At 29.6% G+C, this 24,679-nt stretch carries 35 protein-coding genes; 6 read left to right on the top strand and 29 right to left on the bottom strand.

All coding sequences use genetic code 11. The annotated features are described in order from the left end of the window. Positions 1-12: 12 nt before the first annotated feature. Genes BT0_RS04500 through BT0_RS04490 form a run of 3 tightly spaced genes read right to left on the bottom strand, consistent with a single transcriptional unit; the run spans position 13 to position 1,970 of the window. Positions 13-408 carry a single-stranded DNA-binding protein gene (locus BT0_RS04500; protein WP_161491412.1) on the bottom strand — a complete coding sequence of 132 codons (396 nt, stop codon included), beginning with the start codon at positions 406-408 and terminating at the stop codon, positions 13-15. After that, a complete protein-coding gene (locus BT0_RS04495) occupies positions 401-610 on the bottom strand; it encodes a hypothetical protein (protein WP_088895083.1) in 210 nt (69 codons plus the stop codon). The genes BT0_RS04500 and BT0_RS04495 overlap by 8 nt, the downstream gene beginning before the upstream one ends. 10 nt (positions 611-620) lie before the next feature. Further along, the gene (locus BT0_RS04490) at positions 621-1,970 is read right to left on the bottom strand and encodes a DUF244 domain-containing protein (protein WP_088895082.1); all 1,350 of its coding nucleotides are present in this window, start codon (positions 1,968-1,970) and stop codon (positions 621-623) included. A 205-nt stretch (positions 1,971-2,175) separates the two neighbouring features. Between BT0_RS04490 and BT0_RS04485 the strand changes: the two genes are divergently transcribed. The 6 genes from BT0_RS04485 (at position 2,176) to BT0_RS04460 (ending at position 7,219) form a co-directional block, all read left to right on the top strand. Further along, positions 2,176-3,294 carry a plasmid maintenance protein gene (locus BT0_RS04485; RefSeq protein WP_088895081.1) on the top strand — a complete coding sequence of 373 codons (1,119 nt, stop codon included), beginning with the start codon at positions 2,176-2,178 and terminating at the stop codon, positions 3,292-3,294. Positions 3,295-3,304: 10 nt separating this feature from the next. Then, positions 3,305-3,865: a DUF226 domain-containing protein gene (locus BT0_RS04480; RefSeq protein WP_088895095.1), complete on the top strand. Its 561-nt coding sequence runs from the start codon at positions 3,305-3,307 to the stop codon at positions 3,863-3,865. After that, complete coding sequence (locus tag BT0_RS04475; protein ID WP_088895080.1) at positions 3,841-4,581, top strand: ParA family protein; 741 nt, start codon at positions 3,841-3,843, stop codon at positions 4,579-4,581. Before BT0_RS04480 ends, BT0_RS04475 begins: the two co-directional genes overlap by 25 nt. 86 nt (positions 4,582-4,667) lie before the next feature. Then, positions 4,668-5,213 carry a chromosome replication/partitioning protein gene (locus BT0_RS04470; RefSeq protein ID WP_088895079.1) on the top strand — a complete coding sequence of 182 codons (546 nt, stop codon included), beginning with the start codon at positions 4,668-4,670 and terminating at the stop codon, positions 5,211-5,213. Between the two features lie 12 nt (positions 5,214-5,225). Beyond that, positions 5,226-5,813, top strand: coding sequence for a Bdr family repetitive protein (gene bdr / locus BT0_RS04465; protein WP_088895078.1), 588 nt, complete (start codon positions 5,226-5,228; stop codon positions 5,811-5,813). A gap of 335 nt (positions 5,814-6,148) precedes the next feature. Then, positions 6,149-7,219, top strand: coding sequence for an ERF family protein (locus BT0_RS04460; protein WP_236842858.1), 1,071 nt, complete (start codon positions 6,149-6,151; stop codon positions 7,217-7,219). Positions 7,220-7,286: 67 nt separating this feature from the next. Here the strand turns inward: BT0_RS04460 and BT0_RS04455 are convergent, their stop codons facing one another. From BT0_RS04455 to BT0_RS04330, 26 genes are all read right to left on the bottom strand, one after another. Beyond that, on the bottom strand, positions 7,287-7,640 hold the full coding sequence (locus tag BT0_RS04455) for a BBA14 family lipoprotein (RefSeq protein ID WP_088895077.1): 354 nt from the start codon (positions 7,638-7,640) through the stop codon (positions 7,287-7,289). A gap of 1 nt (position 7,641) precedes the next feature. Continuing rightward, on the bottom strand, positions 7,642-7,977 hold the full coding sequence (locus BT0_RS04450) for a BlyB family putative holin accessory protein (protein WP_088895076.1): 336 nt from the start codon (positions 7,975-7,977) through the stop codon (positions 7,642-7,644). After that, positions 7,974-8,294, bottom strand: a complete 321-nt coding sequence (locus BT0_RS04445; protein ID WP_088895075.1) for a BlyB family putative holin accessory protein — start codon at positions 8,292-8,294, stop codon at positions 7,974-7,976. The genes BT0_RS04450 and BT0_RS04445 overlap by 4 nt, the downstream gene beginning before the upstream one ends. Beyond that, complete coding sequence (locus tag BT0_RS04440) at positions 8,291-8,488, bottom strand: BlyA family holin (RefSeq protein WP_161491411.1); 198 nt, start codon at positions 8,486-8,488, stop codon at positions 8,291-8,293. Before BT0_RS04440 ends, BT0_RS04445 begins: the two co-directional genes overlap by 4 nt. Before the next feature lie 83 nt (positions 8,489-8,571). Then, positions 8,572-9,486, bottom strand: a complete 915-nt coding sequence (locus tag BT0_RS04435) for a DUF685 domain-containing protein (RefSeq protein WP_088895073.1) — start codon at positions 9,484-9,486, stop codon at positions 8,572-8,574. A 16-nt stretch (positions 9,487-9,502) separates the two neighbouring features. Then, complete coding sequence (locus BT0_RS04430) at positions 9,503-10,108, bottom strand: DUF735 family protein (protein ID WP_088895072.1); 606 nt, start codon at positions 10,106-10,108, stop codon at positions 9,503-9,505. Positions 10,109-10,122: 14 nt separating this feature from the next. Continuing rightward, positions 10,123-11,004: a DUF276 domain-containing protein gene (locus BT0_RS04425; protein ID WP_088895071.1), complete on the bottom strand. Its 882-nt coding sequence runs from the start codon at positions 11,002-11,004 to the stop codon at positions 10,123-10,125. After that, positions 11,001-11,333: a hypothetical protein gene (locus BT0_RS04420; protein WP_088895070.1), complete on the bottom strand. Its 333-nt coding sequence runs from the start codon at positions 11,331-11,333 to the stop codon at positions 11,001-11,003. The genes BT0_RS04425 and BT0_RS04420 overlap by 4 nt, the downstream gene beginning before the upstream one ends. A gap of 47 nt (positions 11,334-11,380) precedes the next feature. Then, positions 11,381-11,923, bottom strand: coding sequence for a DUF777 family protein (locus BT0_RS04415; protein ID WP_088895069.1), 543 nt, complete (start codon positions 11,921-11,923; stop codon positions 11,381-11,383). Positions 11,924-11,926: 3 nt separating this feature from the next. Continuing rightward, on the bottom strand, positions 11,927-12,901 hold the full coding sequence (locus BT0_RS04410; protein WP_088895093.1) for a DUF693 family protein: 975 nt from the start codon (positions 12,899-12,901) through the stop codon (positions 11,927-11,929). A gap of 4 nt (positions 12,902-12,905) precedes the next feature. Then, on the bottom strand, positions 12,906-13,541 hold the full coding sequence (locus BT0_RS04405) for a DUF792 family protein (RefSeq protein WP_088895068.1): 636 nt from the start codon (positions 13,539-13,541) through the stop codon (positions 12,906-12,908). A gap of 4 nt (positions 13,542-13,545) precedes the next feature. Further along, positions 13,546-14,820 carry a DUF759 family protein gene (locus BT0_RS04400; protein WP_088895067.1) on the bottom strand — a complete coding sequence of 425 codons (1,275 nt, stop codon included), beginning with the start codon at positions 14,818-14,820 and terminating at the stop codon, positions 13,546-13,548. Continuing rightward, positions 14,817-15,053, bottom strand: coding sequence for a DUF1322 family protein (locus BT0_RS04395; RefSeq protein WP_025407617.1), 237 nt, complete (start codon positions 15,051-15,053; stop codon positions 14,817-14,819). Before BT0_RS04395 ends, BT0_RS04400 begins: the two co-directional genes overlap by 4 nt. A gap of 16 nt (positions 15,054-15,069) precedes the next feature. Next, positions 15,070-15,492 carry a DUF1473 family protein gene (locus tag BT0_RS04390; protein ID WP_088895066.1) on the bottom strand — a complete coding sequence of 141 codons (423 nt, stop codon included), beginning with the start codon at positions 15,490-15,492 and terminating at the stop codon, positions 15,070-15,072. A 22-nt stretch (positions 15,493-15,514) separates the two neighbouring features. Next, complete coding sequence (locus BT0_RS04385) at positions 15,515-15,934, bottom strand: DUF1463 family protein (protein WP_088895065.1); 420 nt, start codon at positions 15,932-15,934, stop codon at positions 15,515-15,517. A 3-nt stretch (positions 15,935-15,937) separates the two neighbouring features. Then, positions 15,938-17,065: a DUF787 family protein gene (locus BT0_RS04380; RefSeq protein ID WP_088895064.1), complete on the bottom strand. Its 1,128-nt coding sequence runs from the start codon at positions 17,063-17,065 to the stop codon at positions 15,938-15,940. Then, on the bottom strand, positions 17,066-17,614 hold the full coding sequence (locus BT0_RS04375) for a DUF764 family protein (RefSeq protein ID WP_088895063.1): 549 nt from the start codon (positions 17,612-17,614) through the stop codon (positions 17,066-17,068). It lies immediately after the preceding gene. Then, positions 17,611-17,979 (bottom strand): hypothetical protein, encoded by a 369-nt coding sequence (locus tag BT0_RS04370; RefSeq protein ID WP_088895062.1) that lies wholly within the window; start codon positions 17,977-17,979, stop codon positions 17,611-17,613. Before BT0_RS04370 ends, BT0_RS04375 begins: the two co-directional genes overlap by 4 nt. Next, positions 17,970-18,347 carry a DUF1506 family protein gene (locus BT0_RS04365; protein WP_088895061.1) on the bottom strand — a complete coding sequence of 126 codons (378 nt, stop codon included), beginning with the start codon at positions 18,345-18,347 and terminating at the stop codon, positions 17,970-17,972. The genes BT0_RS04370 and BT0_RS04365 overlap by 10 nt, the downstream gene beginning before the upstream one ends. Beyond that, positions 18,347-19,747, bottom strand: coding sequence for a DUF3890 domain-containing protein (locus tag BT0_RS04360; RefSeq protein ID WP_161491410.1), 1,401 nt, complete (start codon positions 19,745-19,747; stop codon positions 18,347-18,349). Before BT0_RS04360 ends, BT0_RS04365 begins: the two co-directional genes overlap by 1 nt. A 9-nt stretch (positions 19,748-19,756) precedes the next feature. Beyond that, a complete protein-coding gene (locus tag BT0_RS04355) occupies positions 19,757-20,719 on the bottom strand; it encodes a hypothetical protein (protein WP_088895060.1) in 963 nt (320 codons plus the stop codon). 9 nt (positions 20,720-20,728) lie between these two features. Next, entirely contained in the window at positions 20,729-21,292 is a 564-nt protein-coding gene (locus BT0_RS04350; RefSeq protein WP_088895059.1) for a DUF228 domain-containing protein, read from the bottom strand. Between the two features lie 34 nt (positions 21,293-21,326). Beyond that, positions 21,327-22,136 (bottom strand): DUF228 domain-containing protein, encoded by an 810-nt coding sequence (locus BT0_RS04345; RefSeq protein ID WP_088895058.1) that lies wholly within the window; start codon positions 22,134-22,136, stop codon positions 21,327-21,329. Beyond that, positions 22,136-22,699 carry a DUF228 domain-containing protein gene (locus tag BT0_RS04340; RefSeq protein ID WP_088895057.1) on the bottom strand — a complete coding sequence of 188 codons (564 nt, stop codon included), beginning with the start codon at positions 22,697-22,699 and terminating at the stop codon, positions 22,136-22,138. The genes BT0_RS04345 and BT0_RS04340 overlap by 1 nt, the downstream gene beginning before the upstream one ends. A 12-nt stretch (positions 22,700-22,711) precedes the next feature. Next, on the bottom strand, positions 22,712-23,374 hold the full coding sequence (locus BT0_RS04335) for a DUF1357 family protein (RefSeq protein ID WP_088895056.1): 663 nt from the start codon (positions 23,372-23,374) through the stop codon (positions 22,712-22,714). A gap of 1 nt (position 23,375) precedes the next feature. Next, on the bottom strand, positions 23,376-24,587 hold the full coding sequence (locus tag BT0_RS04330) for an anti-CBASS protein Acb1 family protein (RefSeq protein WP_088895055.1): 1,212 nt from the start codon (positions 24,585-24,587) through the stop codon (positions 23,376-23,378). Positions 24,588-24,679 lie beyond the last annotated feature (92 nt).

Here is a 24,679-nt window from a genome sequence, read left to right as displayed (position 1 = left end):
TAACTGTAGCTACTAAAAAGGAATATCTTCATAAAACTCATCTTGAGATTTACTCTCATTAGTCTCTTGTGTTTTAATTGACGGGTTTAAGACGCAAATATCATTTACCAATATACTGTATTTACTCTTCCCCTCACCCGTACGCTTACAGGTCCAGGTTTCATAAGCAAGAGATCCATTAAGTACAACTTGAACCCCTCGTTTAAGTAAAGCTGTAAGGCTTGAGGCTCTAGATCCAAAAAGAACACAGTCAAAAAACTGTGATTGTCTCTCCCATGAGTTACTCCTCCTAACACCTCTATTATTAGCTAGTGTAAATTTTAATATAGGAAGACTATTACTAGAATAAGTAATCTCACAGTCCCTTGTTAAACGACCAGACATACTTAAAGAGTTAATATCAAACACCAGAACTCTCCTCATCATTAAGCCTACTTAACATCTCCATACGTCTTAAATCACAATCAAGTCTTCTCATATTCTCTAAAAATTCTTGCCTTGCATAATAATAATGAATGAGTCTCTCTATACTTCGTACGCAAAACTTACATAAAAATCTTAAAATCTTGTAAGTAATTACTAAAAATAAAACCATAAATATAAATCTCATAAAGGGCCCCTTAAACAGCATTTAAAATAGGAGTGGACCACTCATTAACTACACTTGAATTACTAAAAGTAAAATCGATAACACAGCTTAAAAACTTAAACCTATCCTTAATAGCTCTCCTACTCATATCTACATGGAATAGATTCCCATCAAAGTCATAATTTATATGTTCATTTAAAGAAAATTTATCCATAAGATCATCTATTTGTGATTTAAGTTTATCTTTTATAGGTTTTGTTACCCTAGACAACTCTAACGCATGAGCCTTTTTAGTCTCCTCTTCTACCTTGTCAATTTCAGATTGCAAAGCACTAATCTTTTCAAGACGTCTCTTCAAATTCAAAATTTCGTCTTCACCGTCAATCTCAAGTTGACTTGATTTTACAAATTCTAAAAAATCTAATTTGAAATCCATATCACACAACTCTTGATATACAAAGCTACTTTTTAAAAAATCTGTGATAATAACACTAAGCTCATCTAAATCAATATTTTCAATATCAATATCACTATCCAACTTTAAAGATTTGGCAATACGACTAACTTCCTGCTCTAATCTTGAAACCTCAGTCATTACAGCACTAATAAAATTATCATCCCTATTAATTACACAGTTGAGAGCCTCATTACCTACAATAAAAAATAAATTACCTTTGTTTAAACCTGTACATAAGAGTTGCATTTGTACTTGAACATAATACTTAAAGAAATATTTATTTTCTAAAAAATTACCAGTCCTGTTGTATTCAATAGCAGCACTCTTTAAGTAAAGATTATCACTAAATTTGATCTCAAGTAACTCGGCATCTCCTATGCTACTTACAAACCATCCATCAATTGTTGAACCAACTAATGTGTCACGGCCTTCCAATTTTTTGAAATAATTATATTTGTCAACACCGTTTGCATATTTGTTTTTATGCAACACCTCAATATTGTCTGCGTGCATACGAACAAATTCATCAAATCCTAAAGACTCTAGTATCTTCCCCTTTCTCATGCTTAAATTATCTTCAAATGGTATTTCCCTTCCTATAGCTTTAAGTATTCGCTCTCGCATTAATTTTTCTAAAGAATCAGCACCAATAAACATGCTTCCAACTTCACTTGCACCCATACGATTTAACAATTCTCTTTGCATACTAAAATCAACCTTCCTATTAAACTTAAAACATTCATCTCTGCTGATTTTTGGTAATTTACGTCCTACCTTACTTATTTTACTTATTTGTTTTTGTTTACCTTTAAGATTTTCTTGACTCTGATATGCAAAAGATTCAAAACCCTTAAACACCATCTGCCTGTACAAACTAAATTGTTGCATACCTTCCTTTGATTTTTGTTCATTTATTTTTGTCATATTTAATCTCCTGTTTTTTGTATTTATACAAATAACTATATAGCAAAAATTATTTTTTAACAAAAATATTTACAAAAAATGTCATAAACATTATCATTTTTGCTAAACCAAAAATAAATTTTAATCTTTAATAATTATTGATTTACTTATTACTGAATAATGGGTTATTATTAGTAATAAGTAATACAAAAACAGGGGATTAACAATGAAGAATATAAAAGTTAGAAAAGGACGTGACACACAATGCCACAATAAATACCAACACAAACTAATAGTACTAATATCAACAATTGAATATATCAATAATAAAAATAAAAAATACACACAAAGCAACCTACTTTACTACTTTAATGGAAACTTAAAACGCAATGGACATAAAGAAACTACTCTTAAAACACTTCAAAAATATCTTTATAAATTAGAAAAAGTATTTAAAGTAACAATTAATTATCACAAACACTTGGGTGTTAACATGGGTACTGAAGTTTATTACAAACTTAAATACTCTAAAAAAGAATGTCACCTTATAATCAATAAACACTTTAGAGACAAAAAAGAAGAAAGACACAAAAACCGTGTAAATGGCTACTTTAAAAAAAGATGTAATAAAAAGGAGAGTGTAGAAAAAGCGGAGTGTTTTAATAATAATTATAATAATAAAGAAGAAGATAAGGGCAACACAAAATCTATAGAAAAATTACAAGTAGAAAAGTATGCTAAGAAATGCAATTTTAAATCAAATGCTTTCCTTTCTATTTTGAATTTAGAAGCGGACAAAAATTTTAAAATTCAATTATTGAAAGCAGTTAAAATAGCTGAAAATAATGTGTATGAAAAAGTAAATAGGATTAAATCAAATAACAGTAAACTTGAGAATAAACAAAAAGAATTAAAAAAAATGCTAGATGAAACAAAAACTAATCTAGATAATGAGGGATATGACAGTAAACAATTAGAAACACAAATACAAAATGTATATGAACAATATAAGAACAAACCCCACTTTATTATAGAAAAAGATAAATACAGTGATTTAAAAAAGATAATAGAAAAACTTAAAAAGTCAGTTGATCGTGTTAAAGCAAATACTAAGAAAGATAAAAAGGATATTAGGAACAACATCTTTAGCATACTCATTGATCAATTAAAGCATAAAGTAAAAATTGAAATGTTTATACCATTGCTGAAAGAATATTTAGGTAAACAGAGAAAATTAGAATATGGAAAAGTATTTAATAATCAGTATTACTATGATTTTTTAGATTTAATAAAGGATAATCAAAAATATCTGAAGGATAATGAATTTAAACGGGTTATTAATTAAAGGACTTGTTATGAATGATGTAATAGAAAATGCAGAGAAGAAAAAAATAAGGTTAATTCCAAAAGAAGAAAAACTTCTTTTCATTAAGATAGAAGAGATTGGAGGTCGAAAAATATATCACACTAAAATTATGATGGATTTACATATATTTGGTATTGATAAAAATCAAAAAGACAAATTTCTTATTACATTCAGAGGGCTGTTTAATCAAGAAAAAGCAGAATACTTTAGATTATTTCCTATAAAAGAAGGAGATAAATTCTTGGGTATTTATTACGGCTACAGAAAACCTATAAAAAACGTAATTAGGAAATATGAAGAAAATGGAATTGAGAAAGCACATAGTTTTTCCAAAACATATTATGTTGAATTTAGATTCAAAAAAGGAAGTATTTATTGTTATCTTAAAGGAATGTCTCGTTTGGTTAAAAAAGAAAAGATTGACACTAAATATTATGAATCTTTAGTCGAAAAAATTTCTTGTTTAGAAAAAGAAGTATACCATTTTTATGGTAAAAAATTACCAGAAGGAGGTAATATAACTAGATGGGTAACAAAAAACCGAAAATAATTAGTGTTGCGAACATGAAAGGTGGAGTTGGAAAAAGTGCAACCAGCTTAGCGTTCTCATATTTGTTGTCAAGAAAAAATCGAGTTTTGCTTATAGATACGGATACACAAGCTTCAATTACTAGTTATTATAAAGATAAGGTAAGAGAATATAACATAGATTTAAGAACAATAAATATATATGAGGTTTTGATCAATAATTTGGATATTGAAAAAGCAATTATAAATGTTGACAATAATCTTGATTTAATTCCTAGTTACTTAACTTTACATAAAATTAATGACAGTAGAATAGATTCTAAAGAACTTTTGCTTAAATCTAATTTAAATTGTTTTTGCAATAATTATGAATATATTATATTAGATACAACTCCTAGTTTTGACATTACATATAAAAATTCATTGTTAAGTAGTAGTCACGTGATTGTTCCAATTGTTCCTGAGAAGTGGGCAATCGAATGTTTAGATTTATTTTATTACTTTTTTCATAATCTAGAATTGAATATTCCTGTTTTTGTACTTGCAACAAGATTTAAGAATAATAATACACATAAGGAATACGTTAATTTACTAAGAAATAGAGACAATTTTTTGGGAATTATATCAGAAAGAGAAGATTTAAATAAGAATATAGCAAGCAATTCTATTTTTTCTACAAAAAGAGATTATATGAAAGAATATGAAAATGCTATGAATAATTTTTTAAATAGCTTCTAACAAGTTAAATGACTGTTGTTTGTTAGGATAATAACTTATCCGTAAAACGGACAAGTTATACAAATCAAGATAAATTGGAGGGTAGTATGAAATTAAAAGGAAATTTAAAAATAGATAATAGAAATTTGGAGATCATTAACAATAATGATGTATTGGGACGTTATAATAAATTAAAGGAAAAAATAGTAAATAATTTTAAAAAAGAAATTTTTCATAAGATAGAAGTTATAAAAGCATTAAAAGAAATAAAAGATAACAAATATTATGAATTGGATGGATATAAAAGTTTTAATTCATTTGCAAAGAATTTTAGAATAGCAAGGACTCAAGTATACGAATATCTTAGAATAGGAAATGCTATAGAAGAAGGATTGTTAGAGGAACAATTTGTTATAGAAAATGGAATTAATGATGCTATTTTATTTTTAAGGAATAAAGAAGGAATTAATATTAAAAAATCGAAACGAAATCCAATAAAGCCATTAAGATTTCAACTTAAAAGTCAAGATAGTTATGATTTTTATAAAAGTAATACCAAATTTACAAGTTTTTTAATGGATAGGCTTTTTTCAAGTAAAAAGGATCTAATTGAAGAATTTATGAAGGAATTTAAAAGTTTAAAAGGTGAATAGTAAGGAGTTTTTATGGGTAATTTAGCATATAAGATATATAGGACAGAAGATTTAAGGAATGAGTTCTTACATAAGGGTTTTACTGAAGAAGCTGTGGATTTCATTTTACTTCATAATGATAATTCTAATTTTGAAGTTTTAAGAGAAAAAATGAATTCATTAGAACAGCAAATCATTAATGTAGAGAGTAACTTAAAAAAAGATATTGAATTTACTAAGGTAGAATTTAAACGGGATATATCTAATTTGGATATCAAAATAGACAATGTAGAGAAGAATTTGCAAAAGGATATAACCAATCTAGATATCAAAATAGACAATGTAGAGAAGAATTTGCAAAAGGATATAACCAATCTAGATATCAAAATAGACAATGTAGAGAAAAATTTACTTAAGGAAATACAGAATAATAATGCAATACTATTAGAAAAGCTTGATATGTCAAATAAAATTTTGTTAGAAAAGCTTGATATGTCAAATAAAATTTTGTTAGAAAAGCTTAGTGTAGGAAATAGAATGTTAATTATTATTATGGCAGTAGGATTGCCAATAATTATATCTATTGTTATGTCTCTAATAAGTAAATTCTTTATAACTTGATAATGATTGAAATATTTGCAATATATCAAAAAATGATCAATATTTGTTAATATGTGCTTGTTATTATTTCAAAAGTGTTGTACCCTATTGTTAGGTATTGTTTATTAACAATCGCCTGTTTTTTGTATCGGTTTTTTATAGCTAGAGCTTACTTAAGGATTCTAAACTAAGGTTTTTTAAGTAAGCTCTAATTTCTGTTTATTTAATAGTAAAGTTATCAATTCATTAATATCGTATAAATCATAATTTATAGTATAAATATTATTTTTATATTGTTAAAAAATAGTTTTTGCTATATAATTTTTTGTATAAATACAAAAAATAGGAGATTAAATATGACAAAAAATATTATAAATACAAAAACTAAAATGCGCAGAGCAGTTAAGAAACTAAGTAAACAGTCAGTAAGAAAAGTAACAGATATAAGAGTAAATAATCAAAATTCAGTAACAAATGAAAATCAATCAAAGATAAACTTCCTAAAGTCTTTGCATAGTCTACAAATGTATTTAAGTGGTGTTGCTAAGAATCTTAATGGATATGGATATAAGTATCAAGATTTTAATGAGATAATAAGAGAAATAAAGAATGTTATAAAGAGCAATAATCTAGACATTGGTTTTATGCAATATCCAACTATAAAGAATTTTGATGGTGATTTAGTTAATGTTATTACAACAACATTTTACAGTCCCAAGAGTGGATATAGCGAATCATTTGATACACCTATTTACAGCGAAGAATTAACTTCAACGGGAGTAAAGAATCAAAATACATTACCTCAACTTGTAGGTTCATGCATAACATATTTTAAAAGATATGCTCTTGTAGCATACCTTTTAATTGAGAGTGAAGTTGACACTGATGCTAGCTCTTTGGAGCATGTTCAAGAAGCTCATAAAGAACAAGCTGGTAGTGTAAATGTTCCGCTTGTAAATTCTATAAAGAGGGATAAAACTGTTAATACTAAAACAGTAACTAAAGACACAACAAAACAGCCACCAGTAAGTCACAAATCTGTAACTAGTCTTGATAAGCTGCCCAGACGTGTACCCGCTAAGTATCATTATTACAAAAATTTGCTACAAGCATCTAAAAGGATGCATTCGGTGTTAGAAGATACTCCTTTTGATAGTTTAGAAATGATAGATAAGTTTTTAATACAATTAAAGAATGATGATGATTCGAGTATCCTCAAGTTTTTTGAAACTAAACCAGAGCTTAAAACTATAAAGTATTGGACTTACCTTATAAATAATTATTTAAAGAGGACAGAGTCTGATCCAGAAGTAATTGAAGGTTTTTCTAAATTTTTAACATATAGAGAGCCAAAATATGGCCAGAGTCCACTTAAATTATTTGGATATATAGCTAGTGATGACATTTTTGGGTATCTATGTGAGTAAACACAACCTCTATTCCATTTATTTTAAAAGAGAAGCTTTTAGGTAAAGACTTCTCTTTTTTATTTATTTAATTTTGTAATTTTGAATATTTCCTGTACACCATTTGGGCAATGGGTTTAGTTATACTAATATATTCTTTAAACAGATTGATATTAAACATTAAATCATCAATTGTACTCTCAGATTTCAGTATAGAAGCATCAAAATAAGTAAACTTAGGATACTTTGGGTCATTAACCTTTTTCTTTGTTCTAGTTAAGAATACTTGTAAGTACATAATATAATCAGATAACTTAGCTTCATATACACTTAATTCTTTAATAGTCTGGGTTTTAGGAGGTGTTGGCTCCTCAGTTAGTGACGCAATAGATGTACATGAGAGAATAAGTGTTAAGAAAGTTAACTTTATAAGTTTACCCAAATTATGCCTCCTTTAACATTTTGATGTAAGTACTCATTATCTTGTTACGTTTAGCTCTAAGTTGTGATGTGTATTTTGTAAGCTCATCAGAGTCAAGAGAATTTTCTATGATTTCAATGTTAATCCTTAGTATCTCTTCAATTTCACGTAGTAGTTTAATAGCTTCCCTACCTTCCATTTGATATATGCTAGCTTCATATAGCACGTAAAAGTAATTAACCACTTTAGTAAAAATATTGATATAAGTGACAGTATTTTTACCGTGATGATTATTTTTAATAATTTCGGTAAAGTTATTTAAAATATCAACACTTAATTTAGCAGTGCTTAATTTCATAAGTCCTCCTTTTTGTGTTGTGCGATTTCTTTTGGTAATGGCATATTATCTGGATTGCTATTGACCTTTTCTATAAATTCTTTGATTTTAGTTTGGATAGGCATGAATGTAGCTTGGATTTGAGGCGTTAATGCATTCTCTAACCTTTCCATATTTTTTATGTAGATAATCTGATACTCTGTGTAAATGTCATTTAGTAGCATGAATGTTTTATGAGCATTTTCATTAAATGACCCATCTTCAAAATTATATAGTGTTTCAAATAATGTTTTAATTGCATTTAAAGCAGTATCTAGAGAATTACGATCAAGTATCATAAATCCTCCCCTTTATCTGTGTCTTTAACCCGTGTTTTTATCTTACTTACTAAAATAGTTAGTATATCTTTGATTGCTGGCTTGAAAATCAGACCAAGACTTAAGATAAAGGCACCAATAATAACTAACTTCATTTCATTGATGTTAATTAGTTGAAGTAAAAATTTTAATAAATTACTATCAAGTTCATTCAACTTTATGTCTCCTTTCATTTAAATTGGTAGCTACAACTATATATCAATATAGCAAAAACAAAACTAAAAAATACAAATAAAAATTATAGCTTCACGAGTAAAGGAACGCCACTCACATTCTTTTGCATATACCAACCTTCTAGAATATTGGCATCAAAACCTGTACCGCCATGTACACTTGAAAGCTTAAAGATAGTTCGTTTTGAAGAATAGCTATATTTTATGCTTACTTCTTTATTAGATTGTGAAGTTGAATTAGATCTTGCAGTAACTTTGACAATTAAATATATGGGACTATCATCATATGAACTGTCTGTTTGTATAATAATTTCTTCATTGTTAGATGTAGCTGTGGACCCAAGGTCAAAGACATAACGTCCATATTTTAAACTAGACATGTACACAGTGTTTCTATAAAACCCGTCACTATTATAACTAGTTGCTCTTATTGTAGTAGTACTACTTGTACTAAAGCTGTTACTAATACCAGTTAGATATTCTTGTACTGGAATTTTTTTTAAACTAGAGTAATAAAGTCCTATAAAGTAATGACTTTTGCTTAAATTATCTTCAGGCAAGTTAGATTCAAACTTACTTGTAACTTTACTTATAATAGTGTCCATAACACTAGATTCATTATTTTTAAGTTTTTCTATAACTTTATTATATGTCTGTGAAATACTACTAGAGTCATCTTTTAAAAATTTGGTAAGTACTTGACTATAAATTTGGTTTATAAAATTGGTGTCGCTTAGCAATTCATTAGCAATTAGTGTTTTGATAACTTGTTTGAAATCATTCTTTCGATCACCATCATCTAGGAATATTTTTGTATGTAAGTCCTTATGGAAGTTATCAAGAGTAATAGCATGACAACTAGAAAACCCATCATCTAGGACCAAAAGGTCAGTGGGTTTAAGCTTGGTTAATTTATTAAGATTTTTAATCTCAATTGTATCATCGTGTTTTACAACACCTTCAGGTTCTTGACTTGACATAAAATCTCCTTAACTATTATCCTTTAAATTCTTTTATATATTGACCCTCATGGTCTTGTATCTTGAGTACTCTTCCAATAGGGATCAGTTTTTTAATAAGTGCATAAATTGAATGCTCATATCCTTTAGGAAGCAAGGTCATAGTCCAAGCTTTTTTAAAGATTTGCCCATTCTCTTCAGTTCTAAAGATAATTTTTTTATATGGGGAGTTTTTTGGAGTACTACCTACAATAAATACGATAACATTAGTTTTAATATGACTTTTAAGTTTGATGTTAATAACACCAGGCTCTAGAGTAGTAGGAACAATATCAACATTAAGAAAAGCCTTAAATAGTTTTATAAATGATTCATGGGTTCCAATATGACGCAAAGCAAATAGTACACTATCAATATTTTTAGCAAGTGTTTCAAGTGTTTGGTTTGTTGAGTAAATAATTTGTAGTATATCAGATAACCAAAACGCTATGAATCTTGAATTTAGGTGCTCACTAGCATTAATATCTTCGAAATTAGCAATAAGATCTTTAATTTCTTTGATGATTTTATTTATAAATGCTAATTCAGTATTTATAATTTTTTCAACCTGAGTGTCTTTAAGAAATGTCGGTATATTTACCATAATCTATCCTTTTTTTATGAAGAGATATCAATTAGCAACCTATCAGCATTAAAATTTAGATCGAGAATTTCATTTGCTTCAATTTTAATATTCTCATTTTGCTTGAATTCGCTTGTAGGAATATCAGTAATTTTTACGTCCAGGTTATCTTTTATGGCAACAGAAACATCAATGCAATGAACACCTTTAATTTCATTAACAGGAGCGAAGAAATCTTGATATTCAAAACTTATTCCCATATCTGTGTAGTTATTATTTTTAATTCGAGTATAAATTTCTCTAATTTTAAAGTCAATGTTCAAGTATATGTGATTTTCAAGATTGACTTTATATTTACTCTTAAGATATGCGTATTTGCGTTTTCCAATTGATACTTTGTAATCAATTTTTTGATTTTGGCTATTAATTCCATCTATGAGAATATCGCCTTCAAAAACAGTACCAACAGGACATGTAAGATAAAGTGTCTCCCAAATTAATGCTTTAAGATTGGAGTCTGTAATTTGGCTTTTCTCTTTATTCATCATCGAGTCATCTAATATTAGGTAAATACTAGCCTTACCAGCTGTGCTTTTAATATTGACATTTCTAATTCCATTAAGATTGAGTAATGCACTCTTTATAGCATCATAGGTAGTACTTTTAATGCTTATATGTTTTTGTATCTCCTTCCAATAAGGAGAATCTGGTTTAAGAAGAGAAAATAATTTGTTAACCTCACCTATTAGTTCATATTCTTTTATTGCAAGTGAGTTTGCAATTATATTGTAAATGGATGTAGGGTCATTATTAATTATAATTCCATACGTGTCTCTTAAATATTCACGTTTGGTATTAATTATTTGTTGGATATCCTGTTTTAAAGTTCCAAAGTCAGGATCAAAGAGAATACTCATATTTTAATCTCCATATTCAAAGTGTCGTTTGCAAATTCAAATGTAATGTTTAATTTTTTATTTATAATAGTTGTTTCAATGTTGAGAGCGTCAATCTTTAGGTCTTGTATGATATTTGAAAGGTAAGTTTTAATTTGTGTTAAAGAGCTTGTCTTAGCAAATCTTGCTGCAAGATCATAGTCAAATCCCCAATGAGGAGCATTTTTAATACTACCCTTTGGAGTTTTAAGGAAAATAAATAAACGTTGCTTTTGTTCATTTATTCCATTAGTTAATGCTAAGTCTTGTTTAAAGACAGAATTAAATTGATTGTCAATCTGTAAATCCAATGTCTAACCCTCAAGGTAGCAAGTATATTGCTTAATTTAACAAAAACCTATTTAAGTAACATATTTATTTTACTTGTAATCTTTGTAAGATTACTATAAAAACTAGGTTCAACTACTGATTGTCCAGTAACCCTTAAATTGTATAGACAAGATACAATCTCTTCCAGCACTGCTCTTAGACTTGTATTATTAGCTTTAATGTCTATGGGATTTTGTATGTCAATTGTAAAGTCATTAACTTTGATAGTAGCATTTTGCATATTAATAGGCCTTAGAATATAGAAATAGTTTTTATCAAAATAATTATCATCATCCTCATTAAAAAGGTTAATACTACTTTGAAGAAGGATGACTCTCTCACCTTCGCTAAGAGTAAAGTGCATATTTGATATATTGCGTGTTTTAATCTCTAAATCTGTCTCTCCAGAGAGTAAAACGACACCTTCTTGTGTAGAGGAGTTAAAAGATTTAATTATTCCTAGCTTAGAGATAAAAATATTTCTGTAAGTCCATAGTTTTATCTCTTCTTGTGTAAGTGCTGAACCTTTCATTTGGCTGTTCATTCTGTATATTTCATAATTCAAGTTCATAAGTTATCGAGCTTCTCCTTTGATATTTAAATAATTAGAGTCATCATAAAGCTTCAAGGTAAGTGAGCACTCACCAGTATTGCTTAAAGCAGCACTAGTCTCTATAATGCTACTCTTAACTTCACTCCCCAGCGAATCTAGAAATTTGACCCTATCACCAACTTTTAGTTTGTGTGTATACATAATCTTGGCATTCCAATATATAAGTCTTATATTGCGGGTACTTCCAATAGCAATCTCTTGTTGCGGGATAAAGTGAAGGCCAAAATCTTCAAGAAAGATATAATTTGTATCTTTAGCTTCAGGTGTGGCGTTAGTAAAGATATAATTACACTCAACATGAGTGTGCCTGAGAGCTGATTCTTTAATAAGTTGTCTGTGATCTTTAGGTGCAATATCTGTCCTAACACTTTGAACATACTTTTTAGTTATCTTTTCAATAAACTCAAGAGGAGTATTTGCACAAAAACTCTCAGTTATAATTTTTGTTCTATCAGCATAACTCATATTGATTATATGTCTATTAGGAAATGCTATAGAGATGGCATTCTCTACACTCATGCCTTGAAATTGATTTATGTCAAGTTTGCTATTGAAGTAATTACTTTTTGTTGCCAAATGAACTTCAAGATCAACACTAAAATCACCACTATCATAATCAGTACTCATAGGAACACCTAAATACCCTGACATAATAAAATCATAATCTCTAGAGTCTGCGAATTTTTTATAAAATATCTTTACAATATCTCCTTCATTTACATTACGAGTAAAATCAAGAGATAAGTTCCAAAGGGTTAGTTTGCTTCTCTTTGCACATACATAATTATTGCTTGAGTAAATATCAGATATTGATATGTCAATGTGTATACCGTCTTCAGTTTTAATTATGATTTTAGGTTTTTCTTCTGATGTGCTAGTTTGACTTATGTTATAAAATTCGATTTTAAAGTCGTATTTGATAAGCCTTTCTTCCATTTCCTTATCCTTTATATACATTAAATGTTTTAAGAACTTCTAATGTGAGACTAATTTCAACCTCATCAAGGTATACTGTGTCTTTAAGGGTAAGAGATGTAATTGCAACTATGCTTCTAAACCCTAGAGTTGGGCTGTAGAGGCTAAATGGAACACTCTCTTCAACTCTGTTAACCAGTTGTTGTTTTGCTAAATTACTAGTATGAGGAAAAATTAACTTTCCAAAAGCCGTATTAGTTGAAAAATTAACCAGTTCTTTATAAGCACTAGTTAATACAGCATTATTTAGTGTGATAACTTCGCCAGTAAAAGTTGGATTGTAACTTACGTATTCAGACTTACGTGTGTAATAGTCAATTACAGGATGTTTTGAACATGTTGTGGTGTAAGTTGTGCTAATTAGTTCACTTTTAGGTAAAATGAAGAACCCTTGAGGGACATATCCAAGTCCTTTAAAGTCCATCCTTGGACATAAACTTAAGAAGTTATATGACATAAACAAAGTAGAGATTTCATTAAATGTTTCTTTAAGAATATTTGTTATTTGTGATGGTGTAAGATTTAAAGGGTCTAGTATTGCCTTTAGGGGTGCTGTGTCTTTGTATTTATGAGTAAAATCAGTTGTAAATTGTGATATCATATATTTAAGGTGTCCTTATACTTGAATCCTCTTCTGTTTTAAGTTTAGCAAGACTCTCACCACTATCTCCACCTAAAAATTTAGGAAGTATTGCTTTAAGTCTTGCAATTAATGCGTCTAGAGAAAAAATACTTTTAATTCCCTTTATTAAAGGTTCAATAACATGTGTTTGGAAATTAAATGTTGAAGCCCAATCGAGTATTTTGTTTAAAGAAGTAACTAACGGTTCTAATACCTTGGCAGTAAGTTTTGAACCTGTGTCATTAAGCTTTTCTAAGCTACTTTTAGCCTCTTCTGTCGAGCTTGAGTAAGTAGGAAATTTAAGTGAGTTCCAATCGTTAATTACTTCCTTTAGTTTATGACTTCTGTAATCAAGGGCCTGGCCTGGTGCTAGTATGTCATATTCCATTGCGGCTCGTTCATTATATTTACCAGTAAACTCTTTAAATGAGCTCATAATGTCATAGAGAGGACCGCTTTTACCTTGCAAGAATTCTACTACTGCTGCAATAGCCGAGTTAGTATCATCAACAACCCCAGTAGATTTAAGCTTTGCAGCAAATTCTACTGCCTTTTTAAGATTATTGTCATTGTTTTGACCTAAAAATTCGAGTTCTTTTCTAATTATCCCAGCCAAGTTTAGGAAATCTTCTCTCTCTAAATCCCTTTCAAAACCGGAAAATCCTTTAAGCATGTGACTTAGTGATTTCTTCTCACCTGTTGTAAATACTTTTGAAGTAATTGCATGTGTTTTACTTAATTTTGCATTTTCTTCTAAAGATTTCTTAGCATAACTAAATATTCCCGAAGCACCACTACTAACAGCATTTCCAAGAGCAGTCCCAGCAGCGATTTTTAAAATACTAGCGCCTTTAAGAATACTACTTTGAACGGTTTTGTTAAGTGTTGTTGCTTTGTGCTCCCCACGTTTCAAATCTTCATATTCTAGTCGTCTTCGCTCTTTAGTTGACATTAAGGAATGCTTGAATGCTTTTCGCCTAGCGTCTTCAAATGTGTATCCAAGCTTAATGAGTTTTTTAGTCTTAGTAAGTCTAAACTTTTCTACACTTTCCCTTAAACGTTCATATTTTTTTTGTTTGGCTAGTTCACGTTTCTTCTCATATAAATTGTGTTTTAATATATCCCTAGTACTCTTTAGATGTGATCGCTTAGGTTTAATTAAACGTTCTAGTTTGGCTATATCTTGTTCTAAAGATTTGCGAGTTGATGCGTGATCAAGTACACCTTTAAATTTAATTGTAAATTTTGTATCATTCATAATACACCTTTACTAAGGAACATTTCAAATATTTGCTTTTCAAGTTTAAGTTCAGATATTTTGTTAACTTCCATTAAATCTTTATAATTTAGTGTTTTTACGTCATTTAAAGTGCAAACACCCATAATAATTGGAAAGAAATATTTGTTTTGTTTTATCTCTTCAAGTAGCTTAAAATATTCAAGCTTAGTTTCATGTAATACTTGTATATATTCATTACTACTGCTTTTCATAAGTTTTAAATACCTTCTATATTTTGATATTTTGTATTATCTCTTCATAATTCCAACTATCATCAATGTAATCAAATTGTACAAATCCACGAGTATTATTTAGATAATGACTTAAGTAAACTAAATTTGGTCTCTTAAAGTCAGGATCTGATTTGAATGTATCAAACTGAATTGAGTAAAGTATGGCTTGAAGATATTCTTTATAGTAAGTAATGTACTCTCTATTTTCATTTAAAATAAAGTAAAATTCATCTAAAAAGCCCGGTTTAATCATTAAATTAGTAATTTCGCTTAAGTACTTAATTTCATTTAGTTTGTATATGCCCTCACTTTGTGAAAATCCTAATATAGAGTCCCACTTGTAGACAGGAAGTATTCTTACTTCAAATGTATGTGTTTTGTCTTTAGTTAATATATTCATTTTGTAACGTGTAATCACAAATCCTCCTTAATTATTAAATTTAATTGTCAACTGTGCATCCAACTGCTCTTATCTCGAAAGTAACCTTTTCAGCTTCAGCAGAGTAGCTTCTAGAGGGTTCTTCTGCAAAAAAAGCAGAGTTAGATATGATTTTGATGTCTTCTAAGTCATTGAATACTAAATCTAACATTCTTTCATTCTTACTTTTGGACATGTTATAAAATTGGTCTTTTGAAAGCTTTGTTAGCAATTTGTAATCATAAGATCCAATTGAAACCTCAATATTGAATATAAAAACAATGGTTCTAGGGTCTCTAAAGCTAACTACGGGAAACCCTCTATCTTCACTGCTAGCTACCGCTCTTGTTGTAGGTTCACTTGTAAGTTCTAACTTACCACTTTGAATCTCATGTCCACCAATTGAAAAAACTATGTTTCTTAAATCATAACATTGTGTCATTGTTTAAGTCTCCTTTAAGCTAGTTAGATAATTTTGTATATCTTGTGCTGTAATGTTTAAAAGAACGGAGTTCATAGAGTAGTTATAAGTAATCTCTACGGATAAGAAAAGCTTTAGCTGCGGTGTTGGTGATACTTGAATCTTAAGCTTAGAGTACGCAACAATTAGACCTCTATCAATGAAACGTTTAAGCATACATTCAATAGCTGCACTGTAAGCATTATCTCGCTCTCCTGAGAGTTGCAATTTTGATAATTTACTATTTTGTCTACCATTAAAATTCCATACTCTAATAAGCTCTGATGTAAATTCATATTTGATATAATGGTAAGTGAAGAGTTCATCAATAGGAGTGCCTGAAAGTGTTACTCCTTCTTTGAAAGCTTTAACACCATCAAGACCAGTTTCATTAAGAAGTGAGTAGAAGTTAATATTTGCCCCTCTAAGTTTAGAAATTGTATCATCATCAGTAATAGGATCCATGCCGCTAAGTTTGAGTCCATAAGGATTAGCAGCTTGAAATATGCTAGCTTCATGTAAGTATTTAGATATAAATCTTAAGTGAAGGTTCTCATCACCTTTAGAGTGGATAACAATAATTTTTTCTTTAGAGTTACTACCGTTTTTAAATAGTTCTTTTATTTCCGATTCTTTTGTTGCAAATACAAAAAAGTGCTTATCGGCTTTAAAATGTGTATAATCATCTTTGTAAAGAGTAAGACCATCACCACCATCACTGTTACTTGCATAGGTGTTTATAAGTACAATAAATGTATATCTATTGTCTCTAAGCTCTGATTTTATTGCCTTTGCTTCAGTGCCTTCTTTATATATAAGTAGTTTAACTGCTTTAAGTCCAGCATCACCTGAAGAAAAGAATGCTTGTATTGCTTTTTTTAGATATTCTTTTTCTTTATTAAATTCATCATCACCATTACTACCTTCCTTCTCAAGTGCATCAATCTGTTTTTCAAAGCTATTTATATTTAAGTTTAATATTTTTACCTTAGGTGTAGACTCGTTAACTTTAATCTTTGAACATTTATATACTAATAACGGCTGGTAATAATTTACATGTTTTATATCTAAGGCCTGATGAGTTAAATTCACACTAATTGTATCTTGCGGCATTCACTTCTCCTCCCTAATTAGTTGTTCTATTACTTGCATGTTAGCTTTAAAAGCTTGACTGCAACAATATGCAGCGTTGCTATAATTAGAATCAATTTTAACAAGTCCACTGTTTTGCATATTTGTTGTAGGGTAAATATATAAGTTGACCCTAATTGAGTATTTATCATCTTCTTCTTGTTCTAGTGTTAACTTACAAGTATTCTCATAAATAAAATCGCTAAGTAGACTATAAATTTGAAACATGGTGTAATAAGCATCCTTGTCTTTAGAGTTTATAACCTGACTTAAAATGAATATTTGAAAATGCAAACTAAACTCATTTACATTTTTGTAAAATGCACCAGATCTTGATCCTAATGTTAAGTCATCCATATTTTCAAATTTAATTGCAATAATGTTTGCACATTGAAGAGTGTATTTAGACATGTATGGATGATTGTATGTATGAATTAAATCTAACTTTATCTCTAAATTAGAGATACGTTCTTTAAAATTTTTAAAATAAGAAATTAAGCTTTTATGTATGTTCTGTGTACTTAATATCACTCATTTACCCTATAGCTAATAGAATTAAGCATATTTGCAGTATCAACTAGAGCAACTTCTGGGTGAGGAGAACCTTTATTCTTTTTAAAGTCAATTGTCTTACTAGAGAGTCCAGGTTTTACCTTACCGGATATGACATAATTTGTGTAATAAGTAATAAATGCTTCTGCTATAGCTTGCATACCTTTTTTAGGATTTTCCATAAAGCAATTTCTTATATAACTTGTGTCTATATGATCTTTGAATCCCATTTCATTAGCAACAGCATAAAGATGTGATCTTAAAGGCATTTTGCTACTACCCATCTCATGAAGACTTGCTATTTGAGCATTTCGTTTATCAAACCAACCAATCTCTACTTCCATTCTACTTCCTTCAAAATTATAGTAAGATAGCCAATACTAGAATCGATACTTAGAATTTCATAAAAGGTACTTTTAGCTGAAATTCTATCTTTAAGTTCAAAATCCAAATTGGACGTAGTATAAAGTTTGTGAAGTGACTTTATATCATAAAGATTAATATTGGGCATGCTTACAAGCGTGTCAGCTTTTATACTAAAGAGTACCCCTGTAAACTCACTAAAGTTATTCTTATTGAAAGTTACATCATGGGAGGCTAAATCCTCCAGGTAAGCATAGGTTCCTTTATAAAGTTTTAAAGTCTCTTCATTCCTGTAGTAAGAGATTGCTCTTGATGCTAACTTTGAAAGTCTATCTCTAATGCTACTCATCACCTTATAAATCCTATACAACAATGAGGATTGTTTGTTTGGCTTTTTAGAGAACTAAGTAGCGATTCAAACTGTCTACAAAAACTTAAAGTAGCATTAGCCTCATTACTAGCAGGGTAATATGAAATTTCAAGCTCATTTAGCTTTTCATTTTTAATCCTCTCAAGACCAAATTCGCGTATTACTCCTGCTTGACTTAGCTTGCAGCTTATATAGTAACAAAGCAGTAGTATCAGATGGGAGGAGCTAATCATACTAGCATCAATTCCTTTAGTTATTATTATCATCTCAAGTAGTTCTGTGTAAGTTTCAAACTGTGTAAATGATAATATGTCTTCATTTAAGTTAAGTAAATTTAAGATTTTACTATGAAGTGTTTGAAGCTCAGCTGACATCTCTACTCCTCTTCTACTAATAATTAACTTTCCCTTGATACTAATTCGCAAAATAGTATTATCTGTTGCTAAGAGTCCACCAAGTACAAAATCAAGGTATGAATGTGCAATATCACTTGAGTCCTCATCAACTTGCCCATTTAGCATTGGTAACATGTATTTATTTGGTTTAAGTTTAATAAGATTAGGACTTAATGGATAAATGAGTATCTGGTTTTTTAGTAAATGACTTGTATTTAAGTAAACTTCTTTTCTATTATTAATAGACTTAATAGCCTTAATTAAGTAGAGTTCCCCTGAATCATTTGTATAACGAACATCATCTGATGAAACACTTGTTATTGCACATGGTCCAAATAGTTTGAAACTTGTTATTGGGTCAACTAATACCATCATAGGTGTTGAGAATTCATCTCCTAACTCTAATTTTAAAAGCCCTTCTTTAATTTTTTGAAAGAGTTTATCTATCTTATACATCTTATCTTTATTTGAATACTCAACTTCTTCATCAATTTGATTTGGCATATTAAGTAGACCATACATATTAGGAAGTCTTCGTTTTTCAATCTTTCCGTCTTGTTGGATTAAAACATTACCCGTTAAGATAAACTCGTCAATAAGTTTAATAATCTCATTACTGGCTAACTTATATGCTTCTTTGAAAGGCAGTAAATTATTACTTACACTACCTACATAATCATTATCTTGATAAAATCCTTCAGCAGTTTGCTTTAAATGTCTAAATCTGTATTGTATTTTAAGGTAATCAAGCTTAAATAGATGTGCTTTAAAGTTAATAGTTGAGTTAGCCTTAACTCCATTTGCTAACGTTGTAGGATTTTTATTAACACATGCATCCCATTTTATTGCGTTTATATACTGACAGGAAGTAGCGTTCTCTTCAATTTGTTCGCTTGAGAACCACTTATAAAACATTGGTTTTCTTACATCACTCTCCACATTTACTATTTGTCTAACATTATATTCGTCATTAAATTCTAACATCAAATACTCCTAACTTTGCTTAATATCAACTCTCAAAATAGTATTGTCTGTTGCTAAGAGTCCACCAAGTACAAAATCAAGGTATGAATGTGCAATATCACTTGAGTCCTTATCAATTTGTCTATTTAGAGTTGGTAACATATATCTACTTAGTTTTAACTTTAGTAATTTTGGACTCATTGGATAAATGAGTATCTGGTTTTTTAGTAAATGACTTTTATGTAAGTAAACTTCTTGCCAATCATTTACAGCCTTAATTGTATCAGTAAGAACCTCTTTCCATTTATCATTAGATGATGAAGATGTATTTGGTATTGCATATGGTTCAACTAGTTTTAAACTTGTTAATGGGTCAACTAATACCATAAATGGTGTTGAGAATTCTTTTCCTAGCTCTAATTTTGCAAGTCCTGACTTTATTTTTTCAAAGATCTTATCCATCTTATCTTTATCGCTACTACTTACTTCTTCTTTAACTTGATTTGGCATATTAAGTAGCCCGTACATATTAGGAAGTAATATTTGTTGATTCCTACCATTTTTTTTGACCGTAACAGTACCGGTTAAAATAAAATTATCGATAATCTTGATAATCTCATCACTTGCAAGCTTAAATGCTTCTCTAAAGGAGAGCAAATTGTTATTTGGATTTCCAATATATCCATCATTGGTATAAAAGTTCTCTTCATCTTGATTTACATGTCTGAATTTGTACTGTAACTTTAGGTAATTAAGCATTACGGTTTCTGAACGAAATCCAATAGTTGAGACAGCATTAACTTCATCTGTTAATGCTGTAGGGTTTTTATTTACAAACGCATCCCATTTGATACTTTTCACAAAACCAGTTTTAAGATTGATGTATTCAAACTGTTCATCAGCTAACCATTTGTAAAATTCTGGTATACTTACATCATTAATAACATTTGCAATTTCTTTTGAATAATAATCTAAATCAAATAAATCTGACATAAAATCTCCTTAATTTAAAGACTTGTTTCCATAAGTTACTACACTTACTATGTAAAGGTCACTTGACAACTGAATCGAATCTGATGTAGCTATAGCATTGACATTGGTAGATCCATTAGCCTTTTCAAGCTCACCATTTGAATTAAATTTAAGCTTATCTTTTTCCTTAATAGAATTATCTTTAGCAACAAGATACCCTTCAAAATATTCCGTAATTGGCACTACTGTTGCCCTTTGTGTAAAATCATCTATGTTAACACATATACCAAAAAGGTCATCACCACCTCCAGGTTCAACATGTGGTTCATAGTGTGGCTGTCCTTCAACAAAGGGATTTACAACAAGTTTTACTCCTCTCTTATATGGATAACCTTTAGTTGGATGATTCTCTAATCTAGTCTTGCTGCTTGTTGCAGTCCCGCCAGAATTACTAAAATGTAAATTCTTATCTCTAAAATCAGTATTGTTACTAAAAGTAGCTGAATAATTGCTAGGATTCTTCATAAGTCCTTTTAACTTATCTCTTTTAGTTTCATAGTCCTTGACTAATTGCGTGATATCATTAGATGACAATATTTAACCTCCTATTTTGATAATTAAAAATTCTTTAAGATCTATTACCATACACCGTTACTTCAACAAAATGTAATTTGGATTGTCCCTTACGGGTAGCATCATCTGGTGCTAAATCAATGGTGAATGCGTCATCAAGTGCTACGATATTCATCATTTTTTTGCCACCATTTCCTGCTTTTATAAGCATTCCGTTTGAATTGAAATCTAATTTATCTGCTATCTTTATACTTGCATCACTAGCTGATAAATATCCAGTAAAATTATTAGTTATTGGAATTACAGATGCCGTGTCAGTACTCTCATCAACATCAATGCATATACCATACATATCCTCATCATTAGATGGTATGACATAAACAGCATCACTCTCTATTGAAAGCTTAACAGCACGCTTGAATGGCCATCCTTTATATGGATACTTTTTTATAATGTCAACACTACTAGATATTGAAAGGGCATTAGAATCAATAATTTTCATCTTATCTTGAAATCCATTTTCAAAACCACTAAATAAAGCCCTATCTGCATGTTGATTCTTAGTGTATTGTCTAAGCTTTAGGATTGCATCCCTATATTGAGTCTCAAGTGACTCTACTTGTGCAGGTGTATGTCTTTTGCTGCGGCTTTTAGGCTGACTACTTATCCTCAATGATTCTACATCATCTAGAGTATCTAGAGTCTTTAGGGTCTCTACATCTAGTGTTTTTAAAAATTCTATTTGCTCTAAAGTTGCCATTTGATTCTCTAATTCATCATCTGAATGCAAAGTATCACCGTCTTGAACTTCTTTATTACCTTTAATACCGCTAGGAGTAGTTATTTTTTCACTTACCAAACTCATTAACTACCCTTCAATGCCCTATTTCCAAATACACTAACATTTATTATGTAGAGACTATCATTTAATTTATATGCTTTTGATAAAGCTATTGCATTCACTTTAGTGTTACTTGAAGTACTAGCCTTTTCAAGTTCACCATTTGCATTGAAGAACAATTTATCTCCAGCATTAATTGAAGCCTGACTATCCTTTTTTACTACTAAATACCCTTCAAAATATTCCGTAATCGGCACTACTGTTGCCCTTTGTGTAAAATCATCTATGTTAACACATATACCAAAAAGGTCATCACCACCTCCAGCTTCAACACGAGGTTCAAAGTCACCTTCAAAAGATAACTTTACTCCTCTCTTATATGGGTATCCCTTAATTGGATAGTTAACAATTACAGTATCTGAACTTGTACTAGTTCCGCCAGAATTACTAAAATGTAAATTCTTATCTCTAAAATCAGTATTGTTACTAAAAGTAGCTAAGTCACTACTAGGATTCTTCATTAATGCTTTGATTTCTTTAAGTTTATCTTCATATTCTTTTTTAAGTTGCGTGATATTATTAGACACACCAACCTCCCCTTAAGCACTGCGTTTGTTTATTCTTTTGGAATTCTGTTTTTGTTGATTTATATAAAACTGTATCATACCTTCTGTAATCTCACTTCGATTAATTGGTCTGAAATTTGGATCTGAGATTGATATTGTCTCTCTAAATTTAACACTCCCATTTTTAGAAGAAACATCACTCATACTCTCATTACGCTTTCTATGTTTTATATTCACCTTTGCCAAATCTAAAAGCTGTTCCAAGATCTTTCCTTCAAGATGTTCTGCTGATTCAACCTTAGCTATAGCTTTTATCTCTTCAGGTAATACATATTTTCGAACAAGCTCTCGGCTTTGGGCTAAGAGTATCTCATCAAGTGAATATCCTTTAGAGAGTAATGTCTCTTTATTAAAGTGATTACTTAAGTATTTACTTGCAAGTGTATCAATCTCATTGATACGTGTTGCTTCCTTTAAGAGTTTATCTTGTAATAATGCACGCTCCTGAACCTCAGCAAGTTCTTTTGATACACGCTCATTTATACTTAAAGCCTGATTATCAGATTCTTTTGATGCTTTATACGCTTTATATTCTTCATATTCAGCAGCACTTATACTCACCATAACAGGTGTTTTACTTACTGCTTCTGTATCAGTAGCGGTCTTTAAAGAGTCATTTGTCTTCTCTACTTCCATATTAATCTCCTTTTATTTTCATAAATAATCTGTCTTGTAAATTTGCCTTATCAACTTTACTTAAGGCAGGATTTAGCATTAAAGCTACATACTTGTCATACATTTCAAGTAATCTCATATCTCGCTCTATTTTTTCTTCTTCACTTAACACATAAAGTGAATTAAAATGCATCTTAAGATTGAAATACTTAACAAGTTTACTATTAATAGTAACTTCAATTTGTTCTTGAACACTTTTTAAAAAGTCATAATAATTAGACCTATCCCCTTTCCCATCATTTCCAAGCCCCTTAGTTTGCTCATTAAAACTTCTAGTTAATGGCTCTTTTGTATCAGCACCTATCTTTGCCTTTACTAAGGCTAATGCTTCCTTTAAATAGGTTAAGTCATACTTAATAACCTCCAGTGACGCATCAGGTGTTCCACTGTAAAAAATACCATTATTATTTAAGTTAGATTTAAGCCGCGTAAGCTCTCGCTCTAAATCTCTATTTACACTCTTAAATGTGCTTATATGATTTTCATCTACATTTCTTTTAAATAGATTAGAGAATATACGTGGCTTATCATTAACGCCCTTAGTTAAAATCTCTAATGAAGTCGTAGCATCACTTAAGGCATCTTGTAATGTTACTAATGATTCATCCTTGTAAAATAAAAAGTTATGTTGCTCTATTCTCCTCTCTATTTCTTTATATATTTGTTCAAAAAGATATATATTAAGCAAAAAGCTTTGCGTATAACATGGACTGTAAGCTTTAAGTATATAATCATAATTAGAGTGTATGATTACTCTATTCTTATGAATCTTCAACTCTCTATAAGATATCTTCTCATCTGTATTTACTTTGAAAATGTATGTTATATAATTAAAGTCAGGCCCCTCATCACGAACATTGTTATAGTCAAGATACATAAACCCAATAGGAAGTTCTAGGTTCACGCTTAAATGTAAATCTTCAAGTAAGTCAGCAGTTTTAACTAAAATGTATCCAACACCATTAAAACGGTAACTAATTAAACACTGCAATAATGCTTCTTTTAACTCTATTTTTAAGGCTTCTAAAGCATCATTAACATTAAAAGCAGTATCAATACTATTTAAGGTAATTCCATTCTTAAGAGTGTCCTCTGCTACATTTGAAATATAGTTTCTAAAAAATATTGAATACTTATATAACTCTCTTGCGTTGATATTGCTATTTGAAATCATGATCTCTTTAACCTTTCACCATAAATATATGGTGAAAATATAACGCAACAATTGACAAAAACTAATTGTTTCTAACAAAATTTAAATAATTT

This window comes from Borrelia turicatae 91E135 (assembly GCF_000012085.2).
Lineage (GTDB): Bacteria > Spirochaetota > Spirochaetia > Borreliales > Borreliaceae > Borrelia > Borrelia turicatae.
Note: the sequence above shows the minus strand (reverse complement) of the source record. Positions and strands in the feature narration are given on the sequence as shown.

Coding starts and splice junctions, on each gene's coding strand:
- BT0_RS04495 (WP_088895083.1), bottom strand. CDS start 610: ATGAGATTTATATTTATGGTTTTATTTTTAGTAATTACTTACAAGATT.
- BT0_RS04490 (WP_088895082.1), bottom strand. CDS start 1,970: ATGACAAAAATAAATGAACAAAAATCAAAGGAAGGTATGCAACAATTT.
- BT0_RS04485 (WP_088895081.1), top strand. CDS start 2,176: ATGAAGAATATAAAAGTTAGAAAAGGACGTGACACACAATGCCACAAT.
- BT0_RS04480 (WP_088895095.1), top strand. CDS start 3,305: ATGAATGATGTAATAGAAAATGCAGAGAAGAAAAAAATAAGGTTAATT.
- BT0_RS04475 (WP_088895080.1), top strand. CDS start 3,841: ATGGGTAACAAAAAACCGAAAATAATTAGTGTTGCGAACATGAAAGGT.
- BT0_RS04470 (WP_088895079.1), top strand. CDS start 4,668: ATGAAATTAAAAGGAAATTTAAAAATAGATAATAGAAATTTGGAGATC.
- bdr (WP_088895078.1), top strand. CDS start 5,226: ATGGGTAATTTAGCATATAAGATATATAGGACAGAAGATTTAAGGAAT.
- BT0_RS04460 (WP_236842858.1), top strand. CDS start 6,149: ATGACAAAAAATATTATAAATACAAAAACTAAAATGCGCAGAGCAGTT.
- BT0_RS04450 (WP_088895076.1), bottom strand. CDS start 7,977: ATGAAATTAAGCACTGCTAAATTAAGTGTTGATATTTTAAATAACTTT.
- BT0_RS04445 (WP_088895075.1), bottom strand. CDS start 8,294: ATGATACTTGATCGTAATTCTCTAGATACTGCTTTAAATGCAATTAAA.
- BT0_RS04435 (WP_088895073.1), bottom strand. CDS start 9,486: ATGTCAAGTCAAGAACCTGAAGGTGTTGTAAAACACGATGATACAATT.
- BT0_RS04430 (WP_088895072.1), bottom strand. CDS start 10,108: ATGGTAAATATACCGACATTTCTTAAAGACACTCAGGTTGAAAAAATT.
- BT0_RS04425 (WP_088895071.1), bottom strand. CDS start 11,004: ATGAGTATTCTCTTTGATCCTGACTTTGGAACTTTAAAACAGGATATC.
- BT0_RS04415 (WP_088895069.1), bottom strand. CDS start 11,923: ATGAACTTGAATTATGAAATATACAGAATGAACAGCCAAATGAAAGGT.
- BT0_RS04410 (WP_088895093.1), bottom strand. CDS start 12,901: ATGGAAGAAAGGCTTATCAAATACGACTTTAAAATCGAATTTTATAAC.
- BT0_RS04405 (WP_088895068.1), bottom strand. CDS start 13,541: ATGATATCACAATTTACAACTGATTTTACTCATAAATACAAAGACACA.
- BT0_RS04400 (WP_088895067.1), bottom strand. CDS start 14,820: ATGAATGATACAAAATTTACAATTAAATTTAAAGGTGTACTTGATCAC.
- BT0_RS04395 (WP_025407617.1), bottom strand. CDS start 15,053: ATGAAAAGCAGTAGTAATGAATATATACAAGTATTACATGAAACTAAG.
- BT0_RS04385 (WP_088895065.1), bottom strand. CDS start 15,934: ATGACACAATGTTATGATTTAAGAAACATAGTTTTTTCAATTGGTGGA.
- BT0_RS04380 (WP_088895064.1), bottom strand. CDS start 17,065: ATGCCGCAAGATACAATTAGTGTGAATTTAACTCATCAGGCCTTAGAT.
- BT0_RS04370 (WP_088895062.1), bottom strand. CDS start 17,979: ATGGAAGTAGAGATTGGTTGGTTTGATAAACGAAATGCTCAAATAGCA.
- BT0_RS04365 (WP_088895061.1), bottom strand. CDS start 18,347: ATGAGTAGCATTAGAGATAGACTTTCAAAGTTAGCATCAAGAGCAATC.
- BT0_RS04360 (WP_161491410.1), bottom strand. CDS start 19,747: ATGTTAGAATTTAATGACGAATATAATGTTAGACAAATAGTAAATGTG.
- BT0_RS04355 (WP_088895060.1), bottom strand. CDS start 20,719: ATGTCAGATTTATTTGATTTAGATTATTATTCAAAAGAAATTGCAAAT.
- BT0_RS04345 (WP_088895058.1), bottom strand. CDS start 22,136: ATGAGTTTGGTAAGTGAAAAAATAACTACTCCTAGCGGTATTAAAGGT.
- BT0_RS04335 (WP_088895056.1), bottom strand. CDS start 23,374: ATGGAAGTAGAGAAGACAAATGACTCTTTAAAGACCGCTACTGATACA.
- BT0_RS04330 (WP_088895055.1), bottom strand. CDS start 24,587: ATGATTTCAAATAGCAATATCAACGCAAGAGAGTTATATAAGTATTCA.